At 64.1% G+C, this 23,952-nt stretch carries 23 protein-coding genes and 1 other RNA gene; 12 read left to right on the plus strand and 12 right to left on the minus strand.

The window, feature by feature from the left end:
• Positions 1-52: 52 nt before the first annotated feature.
• Positions 53-670 (plus strand): DUF805 domain-containing protein, encoded by a 618-nt coding sequence (locus V1286_RS31550; protein ID WP_334486401.1) that lies wholly within the window; start codon positions 53-55, stop codon positions 668-670.
• Positions 663-1,817 carry a succinyl-diaminopimelate desuccinylase gene (gene dapE, locus V1286_RS31555; protein WP_334486404.1) on the plus strand — a complete coding sequence of 385 codons (1,155 nt, stop codon included), beginning with the start codon at positions 663-665 and terminating at the stop codon, positions 1,815-1,817. The genes V1286_RS31550 and dapE overlap by 8 nt, the downstream gene beginning before the upstream one ends.
• A 187-nt stretch (positions 1,818-2,004) precedes the next feature.
• Here the strand turns inward: dapE and truA are convergent, their stop codons facing one another.
• The 3 genes from truA to def all read right to left on the minus strand — a co-directional run bounded on the left by truA (position 2,005) and on the right by def (position 4,390).
• Positions 2,005-2,742, minus strand: coding sequence for a tRNA pseudouridine(38-40) synthase TruA (gene truA / locus V1286_RS31560; protein ID WP_334486407.1), 738 nt, complete (start codon positions 2,740-2,742; stop codon positions 2,005-2,007).
• Entirely contained in the window at positions 2,742-3,674 is a 933-nt protein-coding gene (gene fmt / locus V1286_RS31565; protein WP_334486410.1) for a methionyl-tRNA formyltransferase, read from the minus strand. The genes truA and fmt overlap by 1 nt, the downstream gene beginning before the upstream one ends.
• Positions 3,675-3,862: 188 nt before the next feature.
• The gene (def, locus tag V1286_RS31570; RefSeq protein WP_108512310.1) at positions 3,863-4,390 is read right to left on the minus strand and encodes a peptide deformylase; all 528 of its coding nucleotides are present in this window, start codon (positions 4,388-4,390) and stop codon (positions 3,863-3,865) included.
• Positions 4,391-4,560: 170 nt separating this feature from the next.
• Here def and V1286_RS31575 point away from each other — a divergent pair, with 170 nt between their 5' ends.
• The 3 genes from V1286_RS31575 to V1286_RS31585 all read left to right on the plus strand — a co-directional run bounded on the left by V1286_RS31575 (position 4,561) and on the right by V1286_RS31585 (position 7,597).
• On the plus strand, positions 4,561-5,769 hold the full coding sequence (locus V1286_RS31575; RefSeq protein ID WP_334486413.1) for a DNA recombination protein RmuC: 1,209 nt from the start codon (positions 4,561-4,563) through the stop codon (positions 5,767-5,769).
• 80 nt (positions 5,770-5,849) lie between these two features.
• A complete protein-coding gene (locus V1286_RS31580; RefSeq protein ID WP_334486416.1) occupies positions 5,850-6,155 on the plus strand; it encodes a GIY-YIG nuclease family protein in 306 nt (101 codons plus the stop codon).
• Positions 6,156-6,232: 77 nt separating this feature from the next.
• Positions 6,233-7,597, plus strand: a complete 1,365-nt coding sequence (locus V1286_RS31585) for an AmpG family muropeptide MFS transporter (RefSeq protein WP_334486418.1) — start codon at positions 6,233-6,235, stop codon at positions 7,595-7,597.
• Between the two features lie 145 nt (positions 7,598-7,742).
• Here the strand turns inward: V1286_RS31585 and V1286_RS31590 are convergent, their stop codons facing one another.
• The 5 genes from V1286_RS31590 to ffs all read right to left on the minus strand — a co-directional run bounded on the left by V1286_RS31590 (position 7,743) and on the right by ffs (position 11,191).
• Complete coding sequence (locus tag V1286_RS31590) at positions 7,743-8,168, minus strand: hypothetical protein (RefSeq protein WP_334486420.1); 426 nt, start codon at positions 8,166-8,168, stop codon at positions 7,743-7,745.
• A 23-nt stretch (positions 8,169-8,191) separates the two neighbouring features.
• Positions 8,192-8,797: a recombination mediator RecR gene (recR, locus tag V1286_RS31595; protein WP_247834175.1), complete on the minus strand. Its 606-nt coding sequence runs from the start codon at positions 8,795-8,797 to the stop codon at positions 8,192-8,194.
• Between the two features lies 1 nt (position 8,798).
• Positions 8,799-9,119 carry a YbaB/EbfC family nucleoid-associated protein gene (locus V1286_RS31600; RefSeq protein ID WP_108512314.1) on the minus strand — a complete coding sequence of 107 codons (321 nt, stop codon included), beginning with the start codon at positions 9,117-9,119 and terminating at the stop codon, positions 8,799-8,801.
• Between the two features lie 24 nt (positions 9,120-9,143).
• Positions 9,144-10,985, minus strand: coding sequence for a DNA polymerase III subunit gamma/tau (locus V1286_RS31605; protein ID WP_334486428.1), 1,842 nt, complete (start codon positions 10,983-10,985; stop codon positions 9,144-9,146).
• A 109-nt stretch (positions 10,986-11,094) separates the two neighbouring features.
• Positions 11,095-11,191: signal recognition particle sRNA small type (gene ffs / locus V1286_RS31610), an RNA gene on the minus strand.
• 183 nt (positions 11,192-11,374) lie between these two features.
• On the opposite strand from ffs, the gene V1286_RS31615 reads away from it, so the two are divergent.
• The 6 genes from V1286_RS31615 (at position 11,375) to V1286_RS31640 (ending at position 16,272) form a co-directional block, all read left to right on the plus strand.
• Complete coding sequence (locus V1286_RS31615; protein ID WP_334490034.1) at positions 11,375-11,800, plus strand: HIT family protein; 426 nt, start codon at positions 11,375-11,377, stop codon at positions 11,798-11,800.
• A 4-nt stretch (positions 11,801-11,804) separates the two neighbouring features.
• Complete coding sequence (gene nudC / locus V1286_RS31620) at positions 11,805-12,755, plus strand: NAD(+) diphosphatase (protein WP_334486430.1); 951 nt, start codon at positions 11,805-11,807, stop codon at positions 12,753-12,755.
• 80 nt (positions 12,756-12,835) lie between these two features.
• The gene (locus tag V1286_RS31625) at positions 12,836-13,798 is read left to right on the plus strand and encodes a sugar kinase (protein ID WP_334486433.1); all 963 of its coding nucleotides are present in this window, start codon (positions 12,836-12,838) and stop codon (positions 13,796-13,798) included.
• Between the two features lie 68 nt (positions 13,799-13,866).
• Positions 13,867-14,367, plus strand: a complete 501-nt coding sequence (locus V1286_RS31630; protein WP_334486436.1) for an Lrp/AsnC family transcriptional regulator — start codon at positions 13,867-13,869, stop codon at positions 14,365-14,367.
• A gap of 120 nt (positions 14,368-14,487) precedes the next feature.
• Entirely contained in the window at positions 14,488-14,781 is a 294-nt protein-coding gene (locus tag V1286_RS31635; RefSeq protein ID WP_108512793.1) for a hypothetical protein, read from the plus strand.
• Positions 14,782-14,802: 21 nt separating this feature from the next.
• Positions 14,803-16,272, plus strand: coding sequence for a methyl-accepting chemotaxis protein (locus tag V1286_RS31640; RefSeq protein ID WP_334486441.1), 1,470 nt, complete (start codon positions 14,803-14,805; stop codon positions 16,270-16,272).
• Between the two features lie 164 nt (positions 16,273-16,436).
• On the opposite strand, the gene V1286_RS31645 is transcribed toward V1286_RS31640, so the two are convergent.
• The 4 genes from V1286_RS31645 to V1286_RS31660 all read right to left on the minus strand — a co-directional run bounded on the left by V1286_RS31645 (position 16,437) and on the right by V1286_RS31660 (position 22,661).
• Entirely contained in the window at positions 16,437-17,936 is a 1,500-nt protein-coding gene (locus tag V1286_RS31645; protein WP_334486444.1) for a phosphomannomutase/phosphoglucomutase, read from the minus strand.
• A 123-nt stretch (positions 17,937-18,059) separates the two neighbouring features.
• The gene (locus V1286_RS31650) at positions 18,060-18,575 is read right to left on the minus strand and encodes a TIGR02281 family clan AA aspartic protease (protein WP_334486447.1); all 516 of its coding nucleotides are present in this window, start codon (positions 18,573-18,575) and stop codon (positions 18,060-18,062) included.
• Between the two features lie 124 nt (positions 18,576-18,699).
• Positions 18,700-21,177, minus strand: coding sequence for an ATP-dependent helicase HrpB (hrpB, locus tag V1286_RS31655; protein WP_334486450.1), 2,478 nt, complete (start codon positions 21,175-21,177; stop codon positions 18,700-18,702).
• A 173-nt stretch (positions 21,178-21,350) separates the two neighbouring features.
• Positions 21,351-22,661: a UDP-glucose dehydrogenase family protein gene (locus V1286_RS31660; RefSeq protein ID WP_334486452.1), complete on the minus strand. Its 1,311-nt coding sequence runs from the start codon at positions 22,659-22,661 to the stop codon at positions 21,351-21,353.
• A gap of 180 nt (positions 22,662-22,841) precedes the next feature.
• Here V1286_RS31660 and V1286_RS31665 point away from each other — a divergent pair, with 180 nt between their 5' ends.
• Positions 22,842-23,891 carry an acyltransferase family protein gene (locus V1286_RS31665; RefSeq protein WP_334486455.1) on the plus strand — a complete coding sequence of 350 codons (1,050 nt, stop codon included), beginning with the start codon at positions 22,842-22,844 and terminating at the stop codon, positions 23,889-23,891.
• Positions 23,892-23,952 lie beyond the last annotated feature (61 nt).

Raw genomic sequence — 23,952 nt, forward strand, 5'->3', positions numbered from 1 at the left:
GACCAATGTACCGGGTGGGCGGCATTCGACCGCCGGTTCTAGAGCATTGCGCATGGACTGGACCTGGTACCTGTTCCGCTTCGACGGCCGCATCAACCGCGCTAAATTGTGGCTCGCGGGACCGATCCTGCTGGGCTTGATGATATCCGTGGGGCTGGTGATCGTTGCGATCCACAGCCTGTTCGGCGGCCCCGCATCCTTCCATTTCGGCGCCAGCGACCTCTTCAAGCTGGTGGATCCCGACGCGTATCGGTCCCTGACATTGGCCGACCTACCCCGGCTCTTGGTCAAGCTGTTCGGCACGTCGCTGCTGATGTGGGTCTATTTCGCGACTTCCATCAAGCGGCTGCACGACCGCGACAAGAGCGGCTGGTGGATGGTGCCGTTCTTCGTCGCCCCCGGCCTCCACAACCAGTTCGCCGACCGGCTCCCCGACTCCTACGCCGACCTGCCGCTCGCCATTGCCGCAGCCGTTCTCTGCCTGTGGGGCTTCATCGAAATGTATTGCCTGAAGGGCTCGCGAAAGACCAACCGGTTCGGCGCCGACCCGCTGGCGCCGAAGCCGCCACTCGATACGCGGCCGCCCTGGGACCAGCAGAGCGAGATCGAAATGGTGCCGCACAAGGCTGGCCCGCCGCCGGTTTGGCGTGTTAAGCCGGGCTATGAATGACGCCGTTTCCATTACCCGCGACCTGGTCCGCTGCCCGTCTGTCACCCCTGCCGATGCCGGCGCGCTGAGCGTCCTCGAACGGTTGCTGAAAGACGCCGGCTTCGAGGTGCATCGCGTCACCTTCGGTGAACCCGGCACATCAGATATCGACAACCTCTACGCCCGCATCGGCTCTGAAGCGCCGCACATCACCTTTGCGGGCCACACCGACGTGGTGCCGCCCGGCGACGAGACCGCATGGACGCTCGGCGCGTTCTCCGGCGAGATCAGGGACGGTTTCCTCTATGGCCGCGGCGCGGTCGACATGAAGGGCGGCATTGCCTGCAGCGTCGCAGCCGTGCTGCAATATCTCGCCGATAATGGCGGCAAGCCGAAAGGTTCGATTTCGTTTTTGATCACCGGCGACGAGGAAGACATTTCCGTCAACGGCACCATCAAGCTTTTGAAGTGGTGCGCCGAGCGCGGCGAGAAATTCGATCATTGCGTGCTCGGCGAGCCGTCGAATGTCGAGGTGCTGGGCGACTGCATCAAGATCGGCCGCCGCGGCTCGCAATCCGGCACGCTCTATGTCGACGGCGTGCAGGGCCACGTCGCCTATCCGCACCGTGCGGCCAATCCAGTGCCGGATATTTCGCGGCTGATCGTGGCGCTCTCCGACGAGCCGCTCGATCACGGCAGCGCGCAGTTCCAGGCCTCCAATCTCGAATTCACCTCCGTCGATGTCGGCAACACCGCGAGCAATGTGATCCCCGGCCAGGCGCGCGCAAAATTCAACATCCGCTTCAACGACAACCACACCCAGGAAACGCTGCGCGCGCTGGTTGAGGAACGGCTGGCGAAGGCCTGTGGCAACCGCATCCGCGCCCGCATCGTGTGGGAATATTCCAACTCCAACGTGTTCGTGACCAAACCCGGCGCCTTCACCGATCTCGCGGTCGCCGCGATCGAGGAGGTGACGGGACGCAAGCCGGAGCTTTCGACGAGCGGCGGGACCTCGGATGCACGGTTCATCTCGAGCTATTGCCCGGTGATCGAGTTCGGCCTGGTCGGCCAGACCATGCACCAGATCGACGAGCGCACGCCGGTGTCGGATCTGGAAAAGCTGACTCGGATTTATCGGGGCGTGTTGAACCGATATTTTGGGTAGCTCTTCTCCCTCGCCCCGCACTTGCGGGGAGAGGGTCGGGGTTAGGGGCTCTTTCCACGAGTCGTGTGCGGTGATGGACCTGTACCCCCTCACCCGGATCGCACCGGACGATGCTTCGCATCGCCGAGGCGATCCGACCTCTCCCCGCAAGCGGGGCGAGGTTAAGCGAGGCCGACTCCAGCCGCGCCTAATACTCCACCCGCACCAGATACAATCCCTCCGGCGGGGCGACGGGGCCGCAGGCGGCGCGGTTGCGGGCAGCGAGCGCAGCGGCGAGGTCGTCTGCGCTCCAGCGGCCTTCGCCGACCCACACCAGCGAGCCCACCATCGAGCGCACCTGGCTGTGCAGGAACGAGCGTGCGGAAGTGAGGATCGAAACCGCGTCGCCGTCCCTGACGACATCGAGCTGATCGAGCGTCTTTTCCGGCGATTTTGCCTGGCATTCAGTATCGCGAAAGGTCGTGAAATCGTGCTTGCCGAGCAGGCGTTGCGCGGCGATGTGCATCGTGTCCGTATCGAGATGCCGCGGTATCCGCCAGCTTCGCTTGATATCGAGCGCGAGGTTGGCTCTGGCGTTGGTGATGCGGTAGCGGTAGTGGCGCTTTTTGGCGGAGAAACGCGCCTCGAAATCATCAGCGACGATCTCCGCCGAGAGCACGCCGATCGGATGCGGGCGCAAATGCGCGTTCAATCCGTCGCGCAGCCGGCCGGGCGGAAACGGCTTTTTTATATCGCAATGCGCCACCTGCCCCAGCGCATGCACGCCGGCATCGGTGCGACCCGAGCCATGGACGCGAACCTGCTCGCCGCAGATCGCCATCACCGCGGCTTCCAGCGCGCCCTGCACGGTCGGTGCGTTGTCCTGGATCTGCCAGCCGGAGAACGGCGTGCCGTCATATTCGATGATGAGCTTGTAGCGGGGCATCAGGCGATCCGCGCCGGCGGTTTGAGCGGTGTGCCGCGCAAGAAATCCGCCGCTTGCATCGGGGTTTTGCCGGCGCGTTGCAGTTCGAGAATGCGGATCGCGCCGTCGCCGCAGGCGATGGTCAGGCGATCGTCGAGCACTTCGCCTGATGTGCCAGAGCCTTTTGCGGGTTCACAGCGCAAAATCTTGATCCGCGCCGGTTCGCCATCGGTTGCGATCTCGCACCAGGCACCGGGGAACGGCGACAGGCCGTGAATATGCCGCAGCACTTCACGCGCCGGCCTGCTCCAGTCGATCCGCGCTTCGGCTTTCTCGATCTTGGCAGCGTAGGTCACGCCGTCCTCGCTCTGCTTCCGGAGCTGCAATCCGCCGCGCACGAGCCCGCCCATCGCACGCACCATCAAATCAGCGCCGAGCGGCGCCAGCGCATCGTGCAGATCGGCAGCGGTCATGGTGTCCGTGATCGCCAGCCGCTCGGCCATCGCGACGTCGCCGGTGTCGAGGCCGATATCCATCTTCATCACCATCACGCCGCTCTCGGCATCGCCGGCCATGATCGCGCGATTGATCGGCGCGGCTCCACGCCAGCGCGGCAGCAGTGAGGCGTGCAGATTGAAGCAGCCGAGCTTCGGTGCATCGAGAATGGCTTGCGGCAGGATCATGCCGTAAGCCACAACTACGGCCGCATCGGCATTGTGCGCGCGAAACTCACCGAGCGCTTCCGGCGTCTTCAGCGTCGTTGGCGTCAGCACGGGAATGCCAAGCCGCCGCGCCTCCTGCTCCACGGGCGTCGGTTGCATCTTCATGCCGCGCCCCGCCGGCTTCGGCGCGCGGGTGTAGACAGCCACGACCTCATGGCCGTGGGCCACGAGTTCGAGCAGCGTCGGCACCGCGAAATCGGGCGTGCCCATGAAGATCAAACGGAGGGACATATTGGTTTAGTGTCCTGCGGACGTTCAATTTACTCCGTCATGGCCGGGCATAGTAGTCTGCCTTGCGCAGACTACGTACACTTGTCTGCGCTCCCGGCCATCCACGTCTTTGGTGCAACAAGAAGGAAGACGTGGATGCCCGGGACAAGCCCGGGCATGACGGCTGATGGATTGTCGCAAAAGAGAGCCTACTCCGCCGCGCGCTTGGCGGCCTTGGTAAACTTCTTCAACACGCGGTCGCGCTTCAGCTTCGACAAATAGTCCACGAACAGCACGCCGTTGAGGTGGTCGATCTCGTGCTGGATGCAGGTGGCGAACAGCCCGTCGGCGTCCTCCTCGTGCACCTTGCCGTCGAGATCGGTGAAACGGATGCGGACCTGCGCCGGGCGCTCGACTTCCTCGTAATATTCGGGGATCGAGAGGCAGCCCTCCTCGTAGACCGACAATTCCTCCGACGAGGAAATGATTTCCGGATTGATGAACACCCGCGGCCTCGGCTTGGTCTCGCCGTTCTCGTCCTTCTTGGCGAGGTCCATGGTGATCAGCCGCAAGGGTTGCGCGACCTGGATCGCCGCGAGCCCGATGCCGGGCGCGTCGTACATGGTCTCGAACATGTCGTCGGCGAGCTTGCGGATCTCCGCCGTCACCTTCTCGACGGGTTTGGAGACCAGCCGCAACTGCTTGTCCGGCAGGATGATGATTTCTCTTAAGGCCATAGCGCGCGATTTAAGCTGCTGATTTGTCGCGGTCAATGCGCCGGGGCGCCCGTTAAGGCGGCCTTAACCATGATTTTTAAGGCGGCGTTAACCACGAAAATTAAGCCTTCATTTACCATAAATGTTCCCTCTTCGTTCGCGAAAGCCGGCGAATCGGGCTACATAGCCGCATGAACGAAATTCTTTTCATCGTCGGCGACCTGCCGATTCACGGTGGCGAGGCGCTGGCAGGTTTTGGCGCGCTCGCTTTGGTGCTGCTGCTGGCGATTGCCGTCGTCATTGCCCGTTCCGGCCGCCGTGGCGCGGAACTGGCGATGGCGCAGGCGATTCGCGCCGACGAGTTGGAAGAGCGCTTAAGCCAGATGCTGCGGGCGCAGAGCGAGTCCACCGGCCGGGTCGACGCCATGGCCCAGTCGCTGGCCGGCCGCCAGGCCGAGATGGCGCGCGCGGTCAACGAGCGGCTGGATTCGGTGACCCACCGCGTCGGCCAGTCGATGGAAGCGACCACGCGCCACACCATGGACAGCTTGCGCGTGCTGCACGAGCGGCTCGGCATCATCGACAACGCGCACAAGAACCTCACCGACCTGACCTCGCAGGTGACCACGCTGCGCGATGTGCTCGCCAACAAGCAGTCGCGCGGCGCCTTCGGCCAGGCGCGGATGGAAGCGATCGTGCAGGACGGCATGCCGCAGGGCTCCTACGAGTTCCAGCACACGCTCTCGACGGGGAAGCGGCCGGACTGCGTGGTGTTCCTGCCCGACCAACGGCCGCTCTGCATCGACGCGAAATTTCCGCTGGAAGCGATGACCGCGTTGCACGACGCGCGCAGCGACGAGGAACGCAAATTCGCTACCCAGCGCCTGCGCAACGACGTGATGAAGCACGTCAACGACATCGCCGAGAAATATTTGATCGCCGGCGAGACCCAGGACACCGCGCTGATGTTCGTGCCGTCGGAATCGGTCTATGCGGAAATTCACGACGGTTTCGACGACGTGATCCAGAAGGCCTACCGCGCCCGCGTCGTGCTGGTGTCGCCCTCGCTTCTGATGCTGGCGATCCAGGTGATGCAGCAGATCCTGAAAGACGCGCGGATGCGCGACGCCGCCGACCAGATCCGCACCGAAGTGCTCAATCTCGGCGACGATCTGGGGCGCCTGCGCGAGCGCGTGCTGAAGCTGCAGAAGCATTTTGGCGACGTCAACGAGGATGTGCGACAGATTTTGATCTCCGCCGACAAGATCGAAAAGCGCGCCGGGCGGATCGAGGAACTCGATTTCAGCAAGGCTGATGCGCCGGTCGAGGCGGCGCGCGTGGTGAAGGGCGGAACAGCCGAACTGTTCCCCGTGCCGCGCAAGCTGCAGGCGGGGGAGTGACTGGCTTGCCCGGCCGAAGCCACACATCAGGCTGTCATCGCCCGGCTTGACCGGGCGACCCAGTATCCCAGAGGCGGTAAATGGGGGCACGCAGCTATTACGTCTACATACTGGCCAGCCGTATTGGCGGCACGCTCTACATCGGCGTGACGAACGATCTTGTACGACGCATTGGCGAGCATAAGTTGAAAATCGCCGAGAGTTTCACCAAGAAGCACGAGGTGACCCGGCTGGTCTATTTCGAAATCTTCGATCAGATCGAATATGCGATCCAGCGAGAAAAACGCCTCAAGAAATGGCCACGAGCCTGGAAGATATCGCTGATTGAGAAACAAAATCCGGACTGGATTGATCTTTACCCTGAGATTGCTGGAGGCGGCGGATAGGCCTCTGGAATACTGGGTCGCCCGGTCAAGCCGGGCGATGACAGTCTTTTTGTAGCAGAATCTGCTAACACGTCTCCATGACAGCACCAGAATCCGTTTTCATCGAAAAAGCCGCCACACCCGCTCCCTCCTGGCGCGAGGCGTGGGCGGTCTATCTCCAACCGCGCGTACTGATCGTGCTGATGCTCGGCTTCTCCTCCGGGCTGCCGCTGGCGCTGTCGGGATCGACGCTGCTGGTGTGGATGCGGGAATCCGGCGTCGACCTCGGCACCATCGGGCTGTTTGCGCTGGTCGGCACGCCCTACACGCTGAAATTCATCTGGGCGCCGCTGGTCGATGCACTGCACGTGCCGATCTTCACGCGCGCCTTCGGCCGAAGGCGCGGCTGGCTGGTGTTCTCACAACTGCTCCTGATCGGTGCGATCCTGCTGCTGGCGCTGACCGACCCGGCGCGCTCGCCGCTGTTCGTCGCGCTCGGCGCGCTGCTGGTTGCAACGATGTCGTCGACGCAGGACATCGTGGTCGATGCGTTCCGCGTCGAAAGCCTGCCCGAGAGCGAACAGGCCGCCGGCATGGCGTCCTACGTCGCGGCCTACCGGATCGGTATGCTGGTCTCGACTGCCGGCGTGCTGTTCCTGGTGAGCGCATTCGAAGACACCGGCATCGGGCGCAACTCGGCATGGATGTGGGGCTATGTTGCCATGGCCGCGCTGGTGCTGATCGGCACCCTCACGGCGCTGGCCGCCACCGAACCCGAACAGTCGGTGCGCGCGGAGGCCAAGACCCGCGGCGAGGCAGCTTTCTCGCGCGTCATGCATGCGGCCATCGGGGCATTCTCCGAATTTCTCGCCCGCAAATATGCCTGGGTAGCGCTGGCCTTCGTGGTGTTGTTCAAATTCACCGACGCATTTTCGGGCACGATGACCGCGCCGTTCGTGATCGACCTCGGCTTCACCCGCAACGACTACGCCGCCATCGTCAAGGGCGTCGGCCTCATCGCGACCCTGATCGGCGGTTTTGCCGGCGGCTATCTGGCGCGGCGCTATTCGCTGGTTGCAAGCCTGTGGATCGGCGGCGTGCTGCAGGCGATCTCCAACCTGGTGTTCGCTTGGCTCGCCTATGTCGGCGTCAATCAATGGGCGCTGGCGGTCGCCATCTCGGCCGAAAACTTCACTGGTGCGATCGGCACCGTGATCTTCGTCGCGTATCTCTCGGCGCTGTGCCAAAACCCGCTACACACGGCTACCCAATATGCGCTGCTCACCGCACTGGCCGCAGTCGGGCGGACCTATTTATCCTCCGGCGCGGGCTTTGTGGCGGAGACCACGGGCTGGCCTCTGTTCTTCGTGATCTCCGTCGCGGTCGCGGTGCCGAGCCTGATCCTGCTGGCCTGGCTGCAGCGGCGCGGGCATTTCGAGGCAGTGGGGCCGGTGAAGGTTTAGCCTCCATCGTCATCCCCGCGAAGGCGGGGATCCAGTATTCCAGAGCAGTTGCGATAGAGCCGATGGGCCGCGGCGTACTGGGTCGCCCGGTCCCAGTGCGCAATTGCGCACAAGGCCGGGCGATGACACCTGTCGTGTGGCTACCTCAATGCTTGGTCACCACGCTCCACTTCGTCACCACCGCTTCGCTCATCTGCCCGGCGTCCTGCGCGCAGGCGACCTCGTCGACCTTCACGGAAATTTCCTTGCCGATGAAATTCTTCAGTTGCGCGGCCTGGGCGTCGCTGCTGGTGACGAGTTGGAACGTCTCAGGTCCGGTTTCGAGATTGCACAGCCCGTTCGGCGGCGGCAGCCGGCGCGGTTCGCTGGTGATCTGGTAGGTCGAGGCGCGCTTGCTCTTCTTGCCGCCCTTCATGGCGTTGAGTTCACCGGACAGGACATCGCCGGCATTGATCGGCTTGCCGGGCTTCGGCGCCGGCTCGGCCTGTTGCGCCCACGCGGAAGGCGCGGCCAAGGCCACCGCCATCATGAAAACAAAACAAGAGCGCTTGCCGAATCGCGGTTTCGTCATGTCGATCAGTTCCGTTGTGTTGGCTAGAACAGCGTTCGCTGCCGCATGGCAGCCGATAGCGTACCTTCGTCGAGATAATCAAGCTCGCCGCCGACAGGCACGCCATGCGCGAGCCGGGTCACCTTGACGTTGGCGTCCTGCAGGAGATCGGTGATGTAATGGGCGGTGGTCTGGCCATCAACCGTTGCGTTCAGCGCCAGAACGATCTCGCTGACTTGTGATTCGTGCGCGCGCGCCACCAGCGCGTCGATGGTCAGGTCCTGCGGACCGACGCCGTCAAGTGGCGACAATGTGGCGCCGAGCACGTGATAGCGGCCGCTGGTCGCATTCGCCCGTTCCAGCGCCCAGAGATCGGCGACGTCGGCGACCACGACGATGGTCGAGGGATCGCGCCTTGGGTCGGTGCAGACCGTGCAGGGATTTTGCGTGTCGATATTGCCGCAGGTCTTGCAGACCTGGATCTTGTCGATTGCGACCTGCAGCGCACCGGCGAGCGGCGTCATCAGCGCCTCGCGCTTCTTGATCAGATGCAGCGCCGCACGCCGCGCCGAGCGCGGCCCCAGCCCCGGCAGGCGCGCCAGGAGCTGGATCAGACGTTCGATTTCGGGGCCGGCAACGCTGGCTGCCATTTCAGGTGAGGCCAAGCCCGGGCGGCAGACCGAGCCCGCCGGTCAGCGCCTGCATTTTTTCCATCGCCGCGGTTTCCGCCTTGCGTCGCGCGTCGTTATGCGCGGTCACCAGCAGATCCTCGAGCACTTCGCGCTCCTCGGCCTTCATCAGCGACGGATCGATCCTGACGCCCTTCACTTCCATTTTCGCCGTCATGCGCACGGCGACCAGCCCGCCGCCGGAAATGCCCTCGACCTCGAGATTACCGAGCTCGTCCTGCATCGCCTGCATCTTGGATTGCAGTTGCTGCGCCTGCTTCATCATGCCGAGAAAATCAGCCATTCGTCCGTCCTCTCGAGAGCCCGATCAGTCGTCGTCGCCGTCGGAGCTCTCGTTCAACTCTTCACTGTTAATATTGGATTCCGGCGGCTCGGCGGCAAGTCGACGCACCTCGACCACTTTGGCGCCGGGAAATCGCGCCAGCACCTCCTGCACCCGCGGATCGGCCTCGGCGGCGCGGGCGTGCTCGTTCCGCGCCTGCTCATTCTGCGAGCGCAGCGTCGGCTGGCCGGCCTCGTTGGAGACGATCACGGTCCAGCGCCGCCCGGTCCATTGCTCCAGCTTGCGGGAGAGGTCGTTGACCAGTCCCCGCGCCGCGTTACGTTCCAGCGCCACTTCCAGCCGCCCGTCCTCAAAACGGACGAGGCGCATGTCGGATTCCAGCGCCGCCTTGGTCAGGATATCGCGCTTCTCGGCGGCGAGCGCGACGAGCTGCGGGAAGGTCGTGAGCCGCAGGACGGGCGCGGACTCGGTTTGGATCGATGGCGCCACAATTTGCGGCCGCGCGGGCGCTTCGGCGCCGGAGCGGGGCGAGGCAGGCGTCCGCATCGGCGACGCGGCAGACATTGAAGATACCGGTGCGGTGGACGCAGGGCGTGACGGCGCCGCGCCGCCGGAGGCCATTTGCGATCCGCCGCCGTTCTGGTCGAGCATCCGGATCGCCTCGTCCGGCGTCGGCAAATCGGCGACATAGGCGATGCGGACCAGCACCATTTCCGCCGCCGCCGCCGGCCGGGTCGCGGTCTGCACCTCGGTGATGCCCTTGAGCAGCATCTGCCACATCCGCGACAGCACCCGCATCGACAATTTTGCGGCGAATTCACGGGCGCGGACCCGCTCGGTCTCGCCGAATGCGACGTTATCGGCGGTGGCGGGGACGACCTTCACGCGGGTGACGAAATTGACGAATTCGGCGAGGTCGGACAGCACCACGACCGGATCGGCGCCGACGTCATACTGGCTGCGGAATTCGCCAAAGGCGCTGGCGATATCGCCGCGCGCCAGATGCTCGAACAGGTCGATCACCCGGGTGCGGTCGGCGAGCCCCAGCATCTGCCGCACGGCATCGGCACGGACAAGGCCCGCCGCATGCGCGATTGCCTGGTCGAACAAAGACAGCGAATCGCGCACCGAGCCTTCGGCGGCGCGGGCGATGATGCCGAGCGCCTCGGGCTCGACCTCGACGCCTTCCTTTTTCGCGATGTTGGAGAGATGCCCCATCAGCACGTCGGCCTCGACCCGGCGGAGATCAAAACGCTGGCAGCGCGACAGCACCGTGACCGGGACTTTGCGGATTTCCGTGGTGGCGAACACGAATTTGGCGTGCTCGGGCGGTTCCTCCAGCGTCTTCAGGAAGGCGTTGAAAGCCGCCGTCGACAGCATGTGGACTTCGTCGATGATGTAGACCTTGTAGCGGGCGCTGGCCGGCGCATAGCGCACGCTGTCGTTGATCTGGCGGACGTCGTCGACGCCGGTATGGGAGGCGGCGTCCATTTCCAGCACGTCCATGTGCCGGCTTTCCATGATCGGCTGGCAGTGCACGCCCAAATCCGGCATGTGGATGGTCGGCCCCTTCACCGAACCATCAGGCTTTTCGTAGTTCAGCGCGCGGGCGAGAATCCGCGCCGTGGTGGTTTTGCCGACCCCCCGGACGCCGGTCAAAATCCAGGCCTGCGGAATCCGGCCCGTCTCGAACGCATTCGAGACGGTGCGGACCATGGCCTCCTGGCCGATCAGGTCTTCAAAACTGGACGGGCGGTATTTGCGTGCCAGCACCCGGTAGGGCTTGGCCGCCTCGTCTTGGCCGAGAGCAAAACCGCTCTGGCCGGCGCCATCTGACTTGTCGGGGGGAGCGCCAGCATCACTCATCGGTCGATCCGCAATTGATTGTCTCTCGGGCCGGCTTTGCGGAAAGGAACGAAATCGGGCGCAAGGGGCAAGCTTTGCCGCCACCTGGCGCGATTCGCTCGAAAAACAGGTAGGAGACTGACGAGCGACCCGATCCGGACCTCGTTAGGGCTGCTTCCTTCCGGACCTGACCCGGTTGGCGAGTGGCTCGTCCACCGCCAATCTCCCGGTCCTTATTTGGGGCCAAAAGGGCTGGAAAGCAAGCGGGGTTGGCGCGTGCCATGCGTCGAAACCACCCCTGTTTCGTCATGGCCGGGCTTGACCCGGCCATCCACGTCTTGCTTGTTCCAATTCAGCGAAAAAAAGACGTGGATGCCAGGCACGAGGCCGGGCATGACGAAGGAACGAGCATGCCCTCTGACGCCTCCGCCTGGTCGCTGCATTCCCAGCTCAAAAAGGACACGATCGACATCGGCGACCTGCCGCTGTGCAAGGTGCTGGTCATCAAGGACGCGCATTACCCGTGGCTGCTGCTGGTGCCGCGCCGGGAGGGTGCGGTGGAAATCATCGACCTCGACGAGGTCGCGCAGGCCCAGTTGATAACCGAAATCTCCCGGGTTTCGCGCGCACTGAAAGAGGTCACCAAATGCGACAAGCTCAATGTCGCGGCGCTGGGCAATCTGGTGCCGCAGTTGCATGTCCATGTCATCGCACGGCGCACCAGCGATGCGGCCTGGCCGCGCCCGGTCTGGGGCGTTATGCCGCCGCTGGCGCATGACGCCGAGGAAGTACAGAATTTCATCAACGCGCTTCGCCGCAAGATCTGGTTGGGTTGAACAGATGTCCGCCTTCGACAAATATCCGCTGGGGAAGCCCGCTTTCGTTACCCATATTCTGGATCGCGCCGCGCATCTGCGGGCCAATGACGAAAAACTGTTCGCGCTGGAGAGCCAGCGCAACGCCGGCGCCTATGTGATCTACCGTGACTCGCTTCTGGTGAGGCAGGAGGCGGATGGGCCGCGCGTGCTGCTCGGCGTCGAAGAGGCGGTGAAGCTCGGCGCCAATCCCGGCACGATCTTTTTGGGCTTGCGCGACGGCGCGCCGGTTTTCGGCATGGGCATTTCTGCCACGGCCGTTGAGAAGCTGATCACGCGCGACGACGTCGCCGTGACCGAGCTGCGCGGCATGGCGATGCAGGGCACGGCGCCGCCGGAACAGCTCTCCGCCATCGCGATGGCCAAATCGATGGTGACCTGGCATCAGCGTCACGGCTTCTGCGCCAATTGCGGCACCCGGACCGCGATGAAGGAAGGCGGCTGGAAGCGCGAGTGCCCGAGCTGCAAGGCCGAGCATTTTCCGCGCACCGATCCGGTCGTGATTATGCTGGTCACGTCAGGCGAGAAATGCCTGCTCGGTCGGCAGAAGCAGTTCATGCCCGGGATGTGGTCGTGTCTGGCCGGCTTCGTCGAAGCGGCGGAGACCATCGAAGACGCGGTCCGCCGCGAGATTTTTGAGGAATCCGGCATCCGCTGCACCGACGTAAGCTATTACATGACGCAGCCATGGCCGTATCCGTCATCGCTGATGATCGGATGCGCCGCGCGCGCGCTCAACGAGGATATCGTCGTTGATCGCACCGAGCTCGAAGACGCGCGCTGGTTCGATCGCGCCGAGGTCGCCCTGATGCATCGGCGCGAACATCCTGACGGCTTATTTGCGGCGCATCCGTTCGCGATTGCGCACCATCTGATCGGCCGCTGGGTGCATGGGGGAAACGACGCGAGCGCATAGCGGGAACCGTCCATGGACCAGTTGATTAACTCCGGACCTTGGTTCCGGCTGAAGGCGGAACCGACATGACGGACTCCCGAATGAACTTCCAAGACAATGCGCCCAAAATCCCGCCACGGATTCTCTGCATCGGCATGCCGGTGCGCGACCTTACCTTCCATACGCCGGGTGTTCCCGGGCGAGGCTCCAAGGAGAATGCCACCGCATTCGACGAAATCTGCGGCGGCAATGCGCTCAATGGCGCGATCGGTATCGCTCGGCTCGGTGGCCGCGCCTCGATCTGCGGGCCGATGGGCGATGCCAAGGAAGCATCGAGCCGCTTCATTTTCGATCAGATGGCGCATGAGGGCATCGAGACGAAACATCTCATCCACATGCCGGGGCTGGTGACGCCTATCTCGGCGGTGATGATCGATCCTTCCGGGGAGCGCACCATCGTGACCTTCCGCGATCCGGAACTGTGGCACGTGAAGTTGCCCGACTTCGACACGCTGTTGGACGATTGCGCCGCCATTCTCACCGAGAGCCGCTGCGCCGAATTCTGCACCGAGCTTTGCGCCGAGGCCGTCAGGCGCGGCATTCCCGTGATCGTCGACGTCGATCGCGCGATGTCGCTGCGCGAGGGCCTGCTGAACGCCTCCTCCCACCTGGTGTTCTCGAGCGAGCCGCTGCAGGAGACTGCAGACGTCACCGACGACGCCCAGGCGCTGAAGAAGATCGCCAAATTGACCCCGTCGTTCCTGGCGGGAACCCGGGGCCCGAGGGGCACGATCTGGCTCGACGAGAACGGGAAGATCCAGGAAACCCCGGCCTTCCCGGTGCACACTGTGGACACCCTCGGCGCCGGCGACGTGTTCCACGGCGCGTTTGCGCTGGCCATCACCGAGAAGCAGGAATTGCGGCAAGCGCTGCGATTCGCCTCCGCCGCCGCAGCGCTGAAATGCACCCGCTTCGGCGGCGCTTTCGCCGCCCCGCAACGTGCTGAAGTTGAAGAGCTTTTGAGTCACGGCCAGGTGGCAGACCGGGCGCCGACCGGCCAATAGCAGGGCTTGCTATAGAAGAATTTTCTATATATTAGGGGATGGACCCTCCCGTATGGAACATTCTTCTCATGACCGACCTAGCCATTCAGCTCCCTGAAGCCAACCGCCGCCTGGATGCCATCGACCGCAAGATCCTGACCGTGCTGCAGGAGGACGCCTCCTTGTCGGTCGCCGAGATCGGGGACCGGGTCGGCCTGTCGTCGACGCCGTGCTGGAAGCGCATCCAGCGGCTGGAGGCCGACGGCGTGATCCTGCGCCGGGTCGCGCTGGTCGACCAGAACAAGATCGGGCTGGGCATTTCGGTGTTCGTCTCGGTCGAGAGTTCCGACCATTCCGAGGCATGGCTGAAGACCTTCGCCAGCGCCGTCAGCGCCATGCCCGAGGTGATGGAGTTCTACCGGATGGCCGGCGACGTCGATTACATGCTGCGCGTCGTGGTCGCCGACATGGCGAGCTATGACGTGTTCTACAAAAAGCTGATCAGCGCCGTGCCGCTGAAGAACGTCACCTCGCGCTTTGCGATGGAGAAGATCAAGTCGGTGACGGCGCTGCCGGTGCCGGCGGCGTAAGTAACCTCCGTAATTCTACGGAGCGGGTCCGTTCACCGAACATTAGCCCTGTGTCCATAGACACGGCGGATGGGTCGGAATGCCACACTCAGCCACCGATGGCCCGCATGGCTCAACGCCGTGCTGTTGCTGATCGCCAGCTTCATCGGCGTCGCAGCACTGTCTTTTCAGGCTCGCCCAGGCACCGAAGTCGTGGCCGTAGCATTTCCCGTTTGGTGGGATTCTCAGCAGGCCTTCTCGGCCGCCGCTTCAGCCAATGCAGCAATCGTCCGCGTGACCGCCGTTCCATCGCTGCTGGTGGTGCGGCCCGACGGCGTTGAGGGATTGTCACGGCTGCACGAGGCCGGGGCCTGGTTCGTAATCGATCCGCAAGCGATCGCGGCCTGTTTCACAAACAAAGCAGCTATTTATTGAATGCATATTGGGAATCCGGAAATGACCACTGAAAGTGATGATCTTGCAGCTTTGCGCGAAACCACCAGCAAGGCCTTGCTGGGATTGCTCTGGCTTCATGTTCCCATTGCGCTCGCTATCGGCCTGATGCGCGATAGCGACTGGCTGGCGCCAACCGCGCTGACGGCGGCGATGGCGCTGGCTGCGACCGTGTCGTGGCGCACCTCGGGTAACGGGCTTTCGACGCGGCTGATCTTTGGCGTCGCCCTGATGGGCAGCGTGTCGGTGTTTACCTTCCAGCTCGCCGGCCATGCCTGGCAGGTCGACACGCACATGTATTTCTTCGCCACGCTGGCATGTCTCCTCGCCTATTGCGACTATCGCCCGATCCTCGCCGGCGCGGTCGCGGTCGCGCTGCATCATCTGGTGCTGAACTTCCTGCTTCCGGCGGCGGTTTATCCCGGCGGCGCCGATCTCGGCCGCGTCGTGCTTCACGCCGTCATTCTTCTGATCGAGGCCGGCGTGCTGAGCTGGCTGGCGGTGAAGCTGTCCGGCCTGTTCGAGACGACCGCGCAGAAGACCGCCGAGGCGGAAGCGGCAAATGCCGCCGAAGCCCGAGCCAATATCGATCGGATGACCGCCGAACGGCAGGCCAAGCAGGACGGCGACGCGACGCGCCGCGAACTCGCCGCGGGCTTCGAGCGCAAGATCGGCAGCATCGTCGAGGCGGTCGCGTTAACCGCCAACGAGGTGCAGGGCCTCTCCACCTTGATGAGCAAGAGCAATGCGGAAACCACGCGGCATACCGCAGAGGCGGCGGCCGCCTCGACCCGGGCCTCGTCGAACGTGGAAACGGTTGCGGCGGCGACCGAGGAGCTGACGGCCTCCATCAGCAACATTGCCCAGCAAGTGACGCGCTCCGCCGAAATCGCCAACAAGGCCGCCGAAGAGGCTCGCCGCACCAACTCCGTGGTTGAGGGGCTTGCCGCCGGCACCCAGAAGATCGGCGAAGTCGTCACGCTGATCCAGAGCATTGCGAGCCAGACCAACCTGCTGGCGCTGAACGCCACGATCGAAGCCGCCCGCGCCGGCGAACATGGACGGGGATTTGCGGTGGTGGCGAGCGAAGTCAAGGCGCTGGCCAATCAGACCGCGAAGGCAACGGAAGAAATCTCCGCGCAGGTGCAGGACATCCAGACGGCCACCAGCCAGGCCGTTAGCGCCATCCAGGCTATCGGAGGAACCATCGCCGAGATCGACGAGATATCCAATGAAGTCGCCGCCGCCGTCGATCAACAGGGCGCAGCGACGCGGGAAATCGCCGGCAATGTGCAGCAGGCGGCCAACGGTACGCGGGACGTCAACGGCAACATTGTCAGTGTTAGCCGTGCTTCCGAAGAGGCCGGCCGGGCAACATCGAAGCTACTGGATGCTGCGAACGGTCTGTCGTCGCAATCCGACCGGCTGAAGTCCGAGGTCGACAGCTTCCTGGACTCGCTGCACGTGGCGTAAGAATTCGAGAACACTGTCATCGTCCGCCTTGTGCGCAATTGCGCACTGGGGTGGACGATCCAGTATTCCAGAGACTTCAGCGACCTAACAGGAAAGCCGCGGCGTACTGGATCCCCGCCTTCGCGGGGATGACGAGCGCGTGTTAGGCAAACACCGTCCGCCCCTCAAATCTTCTGATTATACGCGCCGACTTCCGGATGCGTGCGCAGCACGGAATCCATCGCCTCGAACATGTCGCGCATGCGCTGTTCGGAGACGGGGCTCTCGACCACGACCACCAGTTCCGGCTTGTTCGATGACGCCCGCACCAGACCCCAGCTGCCGTCCTCGACGGTAACGCGAACGCCGTTGACGGTGACGAGGTCGCGGATCTTCTGGCCCGCGACCTTGTCGCCGTTTTTCTGCAACGCCTCGAAATGCTTCACCACGGCGTCGGCGACACCGTATTTGGTTTCGTCGGCGCAATGCGGCGACATCGTCGGCGACGACCAGGTTTTCGGCAGCGCGTCTTTCAGGTCCGCCATCGACTTGTCCGGCGCGCGATCGAGCATCTCGCAGATCGCGATCGCCGAGACGAGGCCGTCGTCATAGCCGCGGCCGAACGGCTTGTTGAAGAAGAAGTGTCCGGATTTTTCGAACCCCGCCAGCGCGCCCATCTCGTTGGTACGGCGCTTCATGTAGGAATGTCCGGTCTTCCAATAGGCCGTCTTCGCGCCCTGCTTCTGCAGCACCGGGTCCGTCACGAAAAGTCCGGTCGATTTCACGTCGACCACGAACTGCGCATCCTTGTGGATCGCCGACATGTCGCGCGCCAGCATCACGCCGACCTTGTCGGCGAAGATTTCCTCGCCGGTGTTGTCGACCACGCCGCAGCGGTCGCCGTCGCCGTCAAAGCCCAGGCCGGCATCGGCCTTGTGCTTGAGTACCGCATCGCGGATCGCGTGCAGCATCTCCATGTCTTCGGGGTTCGGATTGTATTTCGGGAACGTATGATCGAGTTCGGTGTCGAGCGGAATCACCTCGCAGCCGATCGCTTCCATCACCTGCGGCGCGAACGCGCCGGCCGTGCCATTGCCGCAGGCGACCACGACTTTCAGCTTGCGCTTCAGCTTCGGCCGGCTGGTGAGATCGGCGATGTAGCGCGCCGGGAAATTCTCGTGGAATTGATAGGAACCGCCCGCCTTGTTGTTGAACTCGGCGTTGAGCACGATTTGCTTCAGCCGCGTCATCTCGTCGGGACCGAAGGTGAGCGGACGGTTGGCGCCCATCTTGACCCCGGTCCAGCCATTGTCGTTGTGCGAGGCCGTCACCATCGCGACGCAGGGCACGTCGAGATCGAACTGCGCGAAATAGGCCATCGGCGTCACCGCCAGCCCGATGTCGTGCACCTTGCAGCCGGCCGCCATCAGGCCTGAGATCAGCGCGTATTTGATCGAGGCCGAATAGCCGCGAAAATCATGGCCGGTAACGATTTCTTGTTTGACGCCGAGTTCGGCAATCAGCGCGCCGAGCCCCATGCCCAGCGCCTGAATACCCATCAGGTTGATTTCCTTCTCGAACAGCCAGCGCGCGTCGTATTCGCGAAAGCCGGTTGCCTTCACCATCGGCCCGGATTCGAACTCATAGGTATTCGGAACCAGCATGGATTTGGGCTTGGGGAACATGAGCTGCCTTGTCGTGAAAATGCTTAAGGGAACACCGCAGCCATAGCGAATACGCGGGCCGGGCGATAGGCGGGAGTAGCGCCTTGTGGCAGCTAATTAAGGCAGATTGGTAGCCGGTAAACCTTACTGTTCCAGCACCAGCCTGCCGTTGGCGTATTCGAACCGCTTCAGCTTCGACAGGAACGACAGGCCAAGCAGGTTCTCCGACAGCGCCTCGTCGGGCAGCACCACGGCGTCGACGTCGCGCACCACAAGGCCGCCGAGTTCGATCATCGCAAGCCTCGTGCGCGCGGCCTTGATGGTGCCGTTGGCGGTGGTGACGGTCGCGTTGTAGTCGCTGCGTGAGGGACGGAAGCCAAACCGCGCCGCGGACTTTTCGTTCAGCGCCACCAGCGAGGCGCCGGTGTCGACCATGAAATTCATGCGCTGACCGTCGATGTGGCCGTCGGTCTGGAAATGCCCGCGGGCGTCGCGGGGAATGTCGAGGCTGCGGCCGGAGGCCTGCGCGACCGTTTGCGCGGGCGCTGTTTTCGGCGAAGTGCTGGCCGAGGCCGGCGCCAGCGACATCTTGTCCGCCATCTGCCCCATGTAGGTGCCGAGACCGACCAGGACGGCGGCAAGGATCATCAGGTTACGCATTACGCCACACTCGATTCCCAGACCACCGATAACACCACGCCAGGGGCCAAGCCGCGACTTAACAGACGCGACCGAGGCTGCCATTTTGACGAAAAGGATGAGCGAAGCGTTAACGGGCGCGCGTTTACGTCCCGCGCGGCTTGACCCGGCGGGTCGGCAGCGCGGTAGCCGGGTCTTCCGGCCAGGGGTGGCGGGGATAGCGGCCGCGCAGGTCGGAGCGCACGGCGGCATAGCTGCCGCGCCAGAAGCCCGGAAGGTCGCGCGTCACCTGCACGGGACGTTGCGCTGGCGACAGCAATTCCAGCACCAGCGGCACCGCGCCCTTGGCGATCGAGGGATGGGTGTTGAGCCCGAACAATTCCTGCAAGCGCACGGCAATGGTCGGGCCCTGCTCGGCTTCATAGTCGATGGCCAGCATGGTGCCGGTCGGCGCTTCGAAATGCGTCGGTGCTTCGCGCTCCAGCCGCGCGCGCAATTCCCACGGCAACAATGCCATCAGCGCGTCCGAGAGATCGGCGGGGGAAAGCTCCTTCAGCGAGGTCTTGTCGTACAGAACAGGAACCAGCCAGTTCTCGCAGTCGGCAGCGAGCGCAGTGTCCGACAGGTCGGGCCAGCTATCGCCTTCCGCCTTGCGCAGGAACATCACGCGGTCGCGCCACTGCTTCAGGGATTTCGACCACGGCAGCTTGTCGATACCGGCCGCAACCAATCCTGCGGCGAAAATGCGCGCGGTTTCCGCCGAGGGCGACAGCGCGATCGGCGCTTCCGATAGCGTGATCGCGTGCAGCGTCCGCTTGCGGCGCCCGCGCAGCGCCATCGCGCCGCGATCGAACGAAGTCTCTTCGGTATCCTCGATCTGATCGGCGAAGCGCGCTTCGATATCGGCTTGCGCGATCGGCGCCGCCAGCAGAATGCGCCCCTGGGCCGCCGTGCCGGTGAGTTCGCCAACCGCAATATAGGGCGCGCGTGCCAGCGACGAGGTTTGCTCGACGGCGGCGCCACGGCCATTGGCGAGCACGAAGCTGCCATTGCCGCGATTGCGCGCAACGCGGTCGGGGAACGCCAGCGCCAGCATGATGCCGGTGGAGGGCGAGGCGTCCTCGCCAGCCGGCCCTTCCGTCGAAGCCACCTGCTGCGCCCAGCGCTGCGCGAGGCTACGGGCGCTGGAAGCGCGCGGCGAGCGGTCGCGGCGGAACTGGTCGAGCCTGGCATCGAGATCGACACTGTCGCCGCCGAGGCCGCGCTCGGTCAGGATGGCGGCGATGTCGGCCGCCTCCTCGCCCGCCCCCAGCCGATGCGAATCCACGATCATGCGCGCCAGCCGAGGCGGCAGCGCCAGCGCCCGCAGGCTCTTGCCCTCCGCGGTGATCCGGCCATCCGAATCGAGCGCGCCGAGTTCGTGCAGCAGGCTGTTGGCTTCCTTCAAGGCCGGCGCCGGCGGGGAATCGAGAAACGCCAAGGTCGCCGGGTCACGGACGCCCCATTGCGCGAGATCAAGCACCAGTGAGGAAAGATCGGCGGAGAGAATTTCGGGCTGGGTGTAGGCGGCGAGCGAGGCGGTCTGCGGCTCGTCCCACAGCCGGTAGCACACGCCGGGCTCGGTGCGGCCGGCGCGGCCGCGACGCTGATCGACCGCGGCGCGCGAGGCGCGCACGGTTTCCAGCCGGGTCAGGCCAATGTCTGGCTCGTAGCGGGGCACCCGCGCCAGGCCGGAATCGACGACGATGCGGACGCCCTCGATGGTCAGCGAGGTCTCGGCGATCGAGGTTGCCAGCACGACCTTGCGCTTGCCCTTCGGCGCCGGCGCGATGGCGCGGTCCTGCACGGCAGCATCGAGCGCACCGAAGAGCGGCACGATTTCGACGCTCGCATCATGAACGCGCTCGCCGAGAAAATTTTGCGTGCGGCGGATTTCGGCGGCACCCGGCAGGAACGCCAGCACCGAGCCGGGATCGACGCGCAGCGCGGTCGCAATCGCATCCGCCATCTGCCGCTCAACGGGTGCATCCGCCTTGCGGCCGAGATAGCGCGTCTCGACCGGAAAGGCGCGGCCTTCGCTCGCCACCACCGGCGCGTCGCCAAGCAATTTGCCGACCCGCGCGCCGTTAAGCGTCGCCGACATCACCAGGATGCGCAAATCCTCGCGCAAGCCGGTCTGCGCATCGCGGGCCAGCGCCAGGCCCAGATCGGCATCGAGCGAACGCTCGTGAAACTCGTCGAACAGCACGGCGGCGACGCCTGATAGTTCGGGATCGTCGAGAATCTGACGCGAGAAGATTCCCTCGGTGACGACCTCAATCCGCGTCGCGCGCGATATTTTTGAACCGAAACGGACGCGATAGCCGACGGTTTCCCCTGCCCGCTCGCCGAGCGTCCGTGCCATGCGCTCGGCGCTGGCCCGCGCGGCGATCCGTCGCGGCTCCAGCATGATGATCTTTTTGCCGTTCAGCCAGGGCGCGTCGAGCAGCGCCAGCGGCACCCGCGTGGTCTTGCCGGCGCCGGGAGGGGCCACCAGTACCGCGGCGTTGTTTGCCGCGAGCGTGCGGCCAAGTTCGTCGAGCACCGCGTCGATCGGTAGAGGCGTGTCGAAGGTGCGGGGCAATTGCGGCTCGTATCATTGGCTCTCTTCCCCTCTCCCCTTGTGGGAGAGGGTGGATCGAATGAGCGTCAGCTCATTCGAGACGGGTGAGGGGTCTGTCTCCGCGGATAGAGACCCCTCATCCGTCTTCGCTTCGCGAAGCCACCTTCTCCCACAAGGGGAGAAGGGAAGGAAGATCAAGTCGTCACGCGCCCGACGCTCTCATACGTAAACCCGTGGGCGGCCATGTCCTCGGGACGGTAGATGTTGCGCAAATCCACCACGACTGGCTGCGCCATTTCGGCCTTGAGGCGGGCCAGATCGAGCGCCCGGAACTGGACCCACTCGGTGACGATTACCAGCGCATCAGCGCCGCGCGCGCATTCGTAAGGGTCGGCGCAATATTCGATCTCGGGCAGTTCCTTCTTCGCCTGCTCCATGCCGACCGGGTCGTGCGCGCGCACTTTCGCGCCCATGTCGAGCAGGCCGGTGACCAGCGGGATCGACGGTGCCTCCCGCATGTCGTCGGTGTCGGGCTTGAAGGTGAGACCGAGCACGGCGACCGTCTTGCCACGCAGGTTGCCGCCAGCGGCATTGGAAACCTTGCGCGCCATCGCCCGCTTTCTGATGTCGTTGACGCCGAGCACGGCCTCGACGATTCGCAACTGCACATCATGGTCCTGCGCGATCTTGACCAGCGCGCGGGTATCCTTCGGAAAACACGAGCCGCCGAAGCCCGGGCCGGCGTGCAGGAATTTCGCGCCGATGCGGTTGTCGAGCCCGATGCCGCGCGCGACCTGCTGGACGTCGGCGCCGACCTTCTCCGACAGATCGGCGATTTCGTTGATGAAGGTGATCTTGGTGGCGAGGAACGCGTTGGCCGCGTATTTGATCAACTCCGCGGTGCGCCGCGCGGTGAACATCAGCGGCGCCTGGTTGAGCGACAGCGGCCGGTAGACGTCACCGAGCACCTTGCGCCCGCGTTCATCATCAGTGCCGACCACGATGCGATCGGGGAATTTGAAGTCGCGGATCGCGGCGCCCTCGCGCAGGAATTCCGGATTGGACGCGACCACGACCTCGGCCGACGGATTGGCTTCGCGGATCAGTCGTTCGACCTCGTCGCCGGTGCCGACCGGCACGGTCGATTTTGTCACCACCACCGTGAAGCCGGACAGCGCAGCCGCGATCTCGCGCGCGGCGCTGTAGACGTATGTCAGGTCGGCGTGGCCGTCGCCGCGCCGCGACGGCGTGCCGACCGCGATAAACACGGCGTCGGCTTCCGCGACCGGCGCCTTCAGATCGGTGGTGAAATCCAGCCGCTTGGCCTTGACGTTGGACGCCACCAGGGCATCGAGCCCGGGCTCGAAGATCGGGATTTCACCCCTGCGCAGGGCTTCGATCTTGCCGACATCCTTGTCCACGCAGGTGACCTGGTGGCCGAAATCGGCAAAGCAGGCGCCGGATACCAGCCCCACATAGCCCGTGCCAATCATGGCGATTCGCATGAAAACAGTCCGTATTTGATGGTTAACGCCAATCCCGAATTCGCGGGCGTCTTAGAGCATTTTTCAGCAAAGGGGAAACCGGAAAAAGCGCAGAAAGCCGGCATGTCACTTGTATGGATAAAGGAGAAAGCAACGGATCGGGCCGAAGATGCGCCCGCCTCGCGCCGAAAAGGGACACCGATGACTTTAAACGGCACATCCGCCACCGACCGTTCCACCCGCATCGACTGGGTGGACTACGCCAAGGGCATCTGCATCGTCATGGTGGTGATGATGCATTCGGTGCTCGGCGTGGAAAAGGCGGCCGGCGACACCGGTTTCATGCATGCGTTCGTCATGTTCGCGCAGCCGTTCCGGATGCCGGACTTCTTCCTGATTTCGGGCCTTTTTCTCGCCGTCGTGATCGATCGCGACTGGCGCACCTATCTCGATCGCAAAGTCCTGCACTTCGCCTATTTCTACGTGCTGTGGATGACGATCCAGTTCGGCTTCAAGGCGCCAGGGTTCGCCGCCGAACAAGGCTGGCGCCATGTCGGGTTGCTGTATCTGGAATCCTTCGTCGAGCCGTTCGGCACGCTGTGGTTCATTTATTTGTTGCCGGTATTCTTCGTCGTCACAAAACTGTCACGCGACATCCCCGCCATCGCGATCTGGCTCGTCGCCGCGGCGCTCGAGACGGCGCATGTCGTGACCGGCTGGACGGTGATCGACGAATTTTGCGGACGCTTCGTCTATTTCTATTCCGGCTATCTGTTTGCTTCCTACGTGTTCGCGCTTGCGGATCGTTCGCGGGAGAAGCCGGCGCTGGCGCTGATTGGACTGGCGCTGTGGACGCTCGTCAATGGTGGCCTCGTGATGTCGGACGTCAGCCATTGGCCGCTGATCTCGCTGGCGCTCGGGTTCGCCGGCGCCGGCGCCATCATCGTCATGGGCACGCTGCTGGCGCGGATGCAGTGGCTGAACTTCCTGCGCTATTGCGGCGAACACTCCATCGTCATCTATCTCGCGTTCTTCCTGCCGATGGCGGTGACCCGAACGCTGCTGCTGAAGACGGGCCTGATCGCCGATATCGGGGTGATCTCGCTGATCGTCACCGTTGCGGGTGTTGCGGGTGCAGTGGTGATCTGGCGGCTGGCCCTGGCGCTGCGGGCCGACTTCCTGTTCGAGCGCCCCACCGCCTTCTGGATCGCGCCCAAAAAGGCCGCCCCGGCCTTGCAGCCGGCGGAGTAGGTTCTGTATCCGCATCTCAGCTGTCATCGCCCGGCTTGACCGGGCGACCCAGTACGCCGGG

Origin of the sequence: Bradyrhizobium algeriense (assembly GCF_036924595.1) — a bacterium.
GTDB classification, from domain to species: Bacteria; Pseudomonadota; Alphaproteobacteria; order Rhizobiales; family Xanthobacteraceae; genus Bradyrhizobium; species Bradyrhizobium algeriense.

Excerpts from the sequence above, each read along its gene's own strand:
- V1286_RS31550 (WP_334486401.1), top strand. The coding sequence starts at position 53 with ATGGACTGGACCTGGTACCTGTTCCGCTTCGACGGCCGCATCAACCGC.
- dapE (WP_334486404.1), top strand. The coding sequence starts at position 663 with ATGAATGACGCCGTTTCCATTACCCGCGACCTGGTCCGCTGCCCGTCT.
- truA (WP_334486407.1), bottom strand. The coding sequence starts at position 2,742 with ATGCCCCGCTACAAGCTCATCATCGAATATGACGGCACGCCGTTCTCC.
- fmt (WP_334486410.1), bottom strand. The coding sequence starts at position 3,674 with ATGTCCCTCCGTTTGATCTTCATGGGCACGCCCGATTTCGCGGTGCCG.
- def (WP_108512310.1), bottom strand. The coding sequence starts at position 4,390 with ATGGCCTTAAGAGAAATCATCATCCTGCCGGACAAGCAGTTGCGGCTG.
- V1286_RS31575 (WP_334486413.1), top strand. The coding sequence starts at position 4,561 with ATGAACGAAATTCTTTTCATCGTCGGCGACCTGCCGATTCACGGTGGC.
- V1286_RS31580 (WP_334486416.1), top strand. The coding sequence starts at position 5,850 with ATGGGGGCACGCAGCTATTACGTCTACATACTGGCCAGCCGTATTGGC.
- V1286_RS31585 (WP_334486418.1), top strand. The coding sequence starts at position 6,233 with ATGACAGCACCAGAATCCGTTTTCATCGAAAAAGCCGCCACACCCGCT.
- V1286_RS31590 (WP_334486420.1), bottom strand. The coding sequence starts at position 8,168 with ATGACGAAACCGCGATTCGGCAAGCGCTCTTGTTTTGTTTTCATGATG.
- recR (WP_247834175.1), bottom strand. The coding sequence starts at position 8,797 with ATGGCAGCCAGCGTTGCCGGCCCCGAAATCGAACGTCTGATCCAGCTC.
- V1286_RS31600 (WP_108512314.1), bottom strand. The coding sequence starts at position 9,119 with ATGGCTGATTTTCTCGGCATGATGAAGCAGGCGCAGCAACTGCAATCC.
- V1286_RS31605 (WP_334486428.1), bottom strand. The coding sequence starts at position 10,985 with ATGAGTGATGCTGGCGCTCCCCCCGACAAGTCAGATGGCGCCGGCCAG.
- V1286_RS31615 (WP_334490034.1), top strand. The coding sequence starts at position 11,375 with ATGCCCTCTGACGCCTCCGCCTGGTCGCTGCATTCCCAGCTCAAAAAG.
- nudC (WP_334486430.1), top strand. The coding sequence starts at position 11,805 with ATGTCCGCCTTCGACAAATATCCGCTGGGGAAGCCCGCTTTCGTTACC.
- V1286_RS31625 (WP_334486433.1), top strand. The coding sequence starts at position 12,836 with ATGAACTTCCAAGACAATGCGCCCAAAATCCCGCCACGGATTCTCTGC.
- V1286_RS31630 (WP_334486436.1), top strand. The coding sequence starts at position 13,867 with ATGACCGACCTAGCCATTCAGCTCCCTGAAGCCAACCGCCGCCTGGAT.
- V1286_RS31640 (WP_334486441.1), top strand. The coding sequence starts at position 14,803 with ATGACCACTGAAAGTGATGATCTTGCAGCTTTGCGCGAAACCACCAGC.
- V1286_RS31645 (WP_334486444.1), bottom strand. The coding sequence starts at position 17,936 with ATGTTCCCCAAGCCCAAATCCATGCTGGTTCCGAATACCTATGAGTTC.
- V1286_RS31650 (WP_334486447.1), bottom strand. The coding sequence starts at position 18,575 with ATGCGTAACCTGATGATCCTTGCCGCCGTCCTGGTCGGTCTCGGCACC.
- V1286_RS31660 (WP_334486452.1), bottom strand. The coding sequence starts at position 22,661 with ATGCGAATCGCCATGATTGGCACGGGCTATGTGGGGCTGGTATCCGGC.
- V1286_RS31665 (WP_334486455.1), top strand. The coding sequence starts at position 22,842 with ATGACTTTAAACGGCACATCCGCCACCGACCGTTCCACCCGCATCGAC.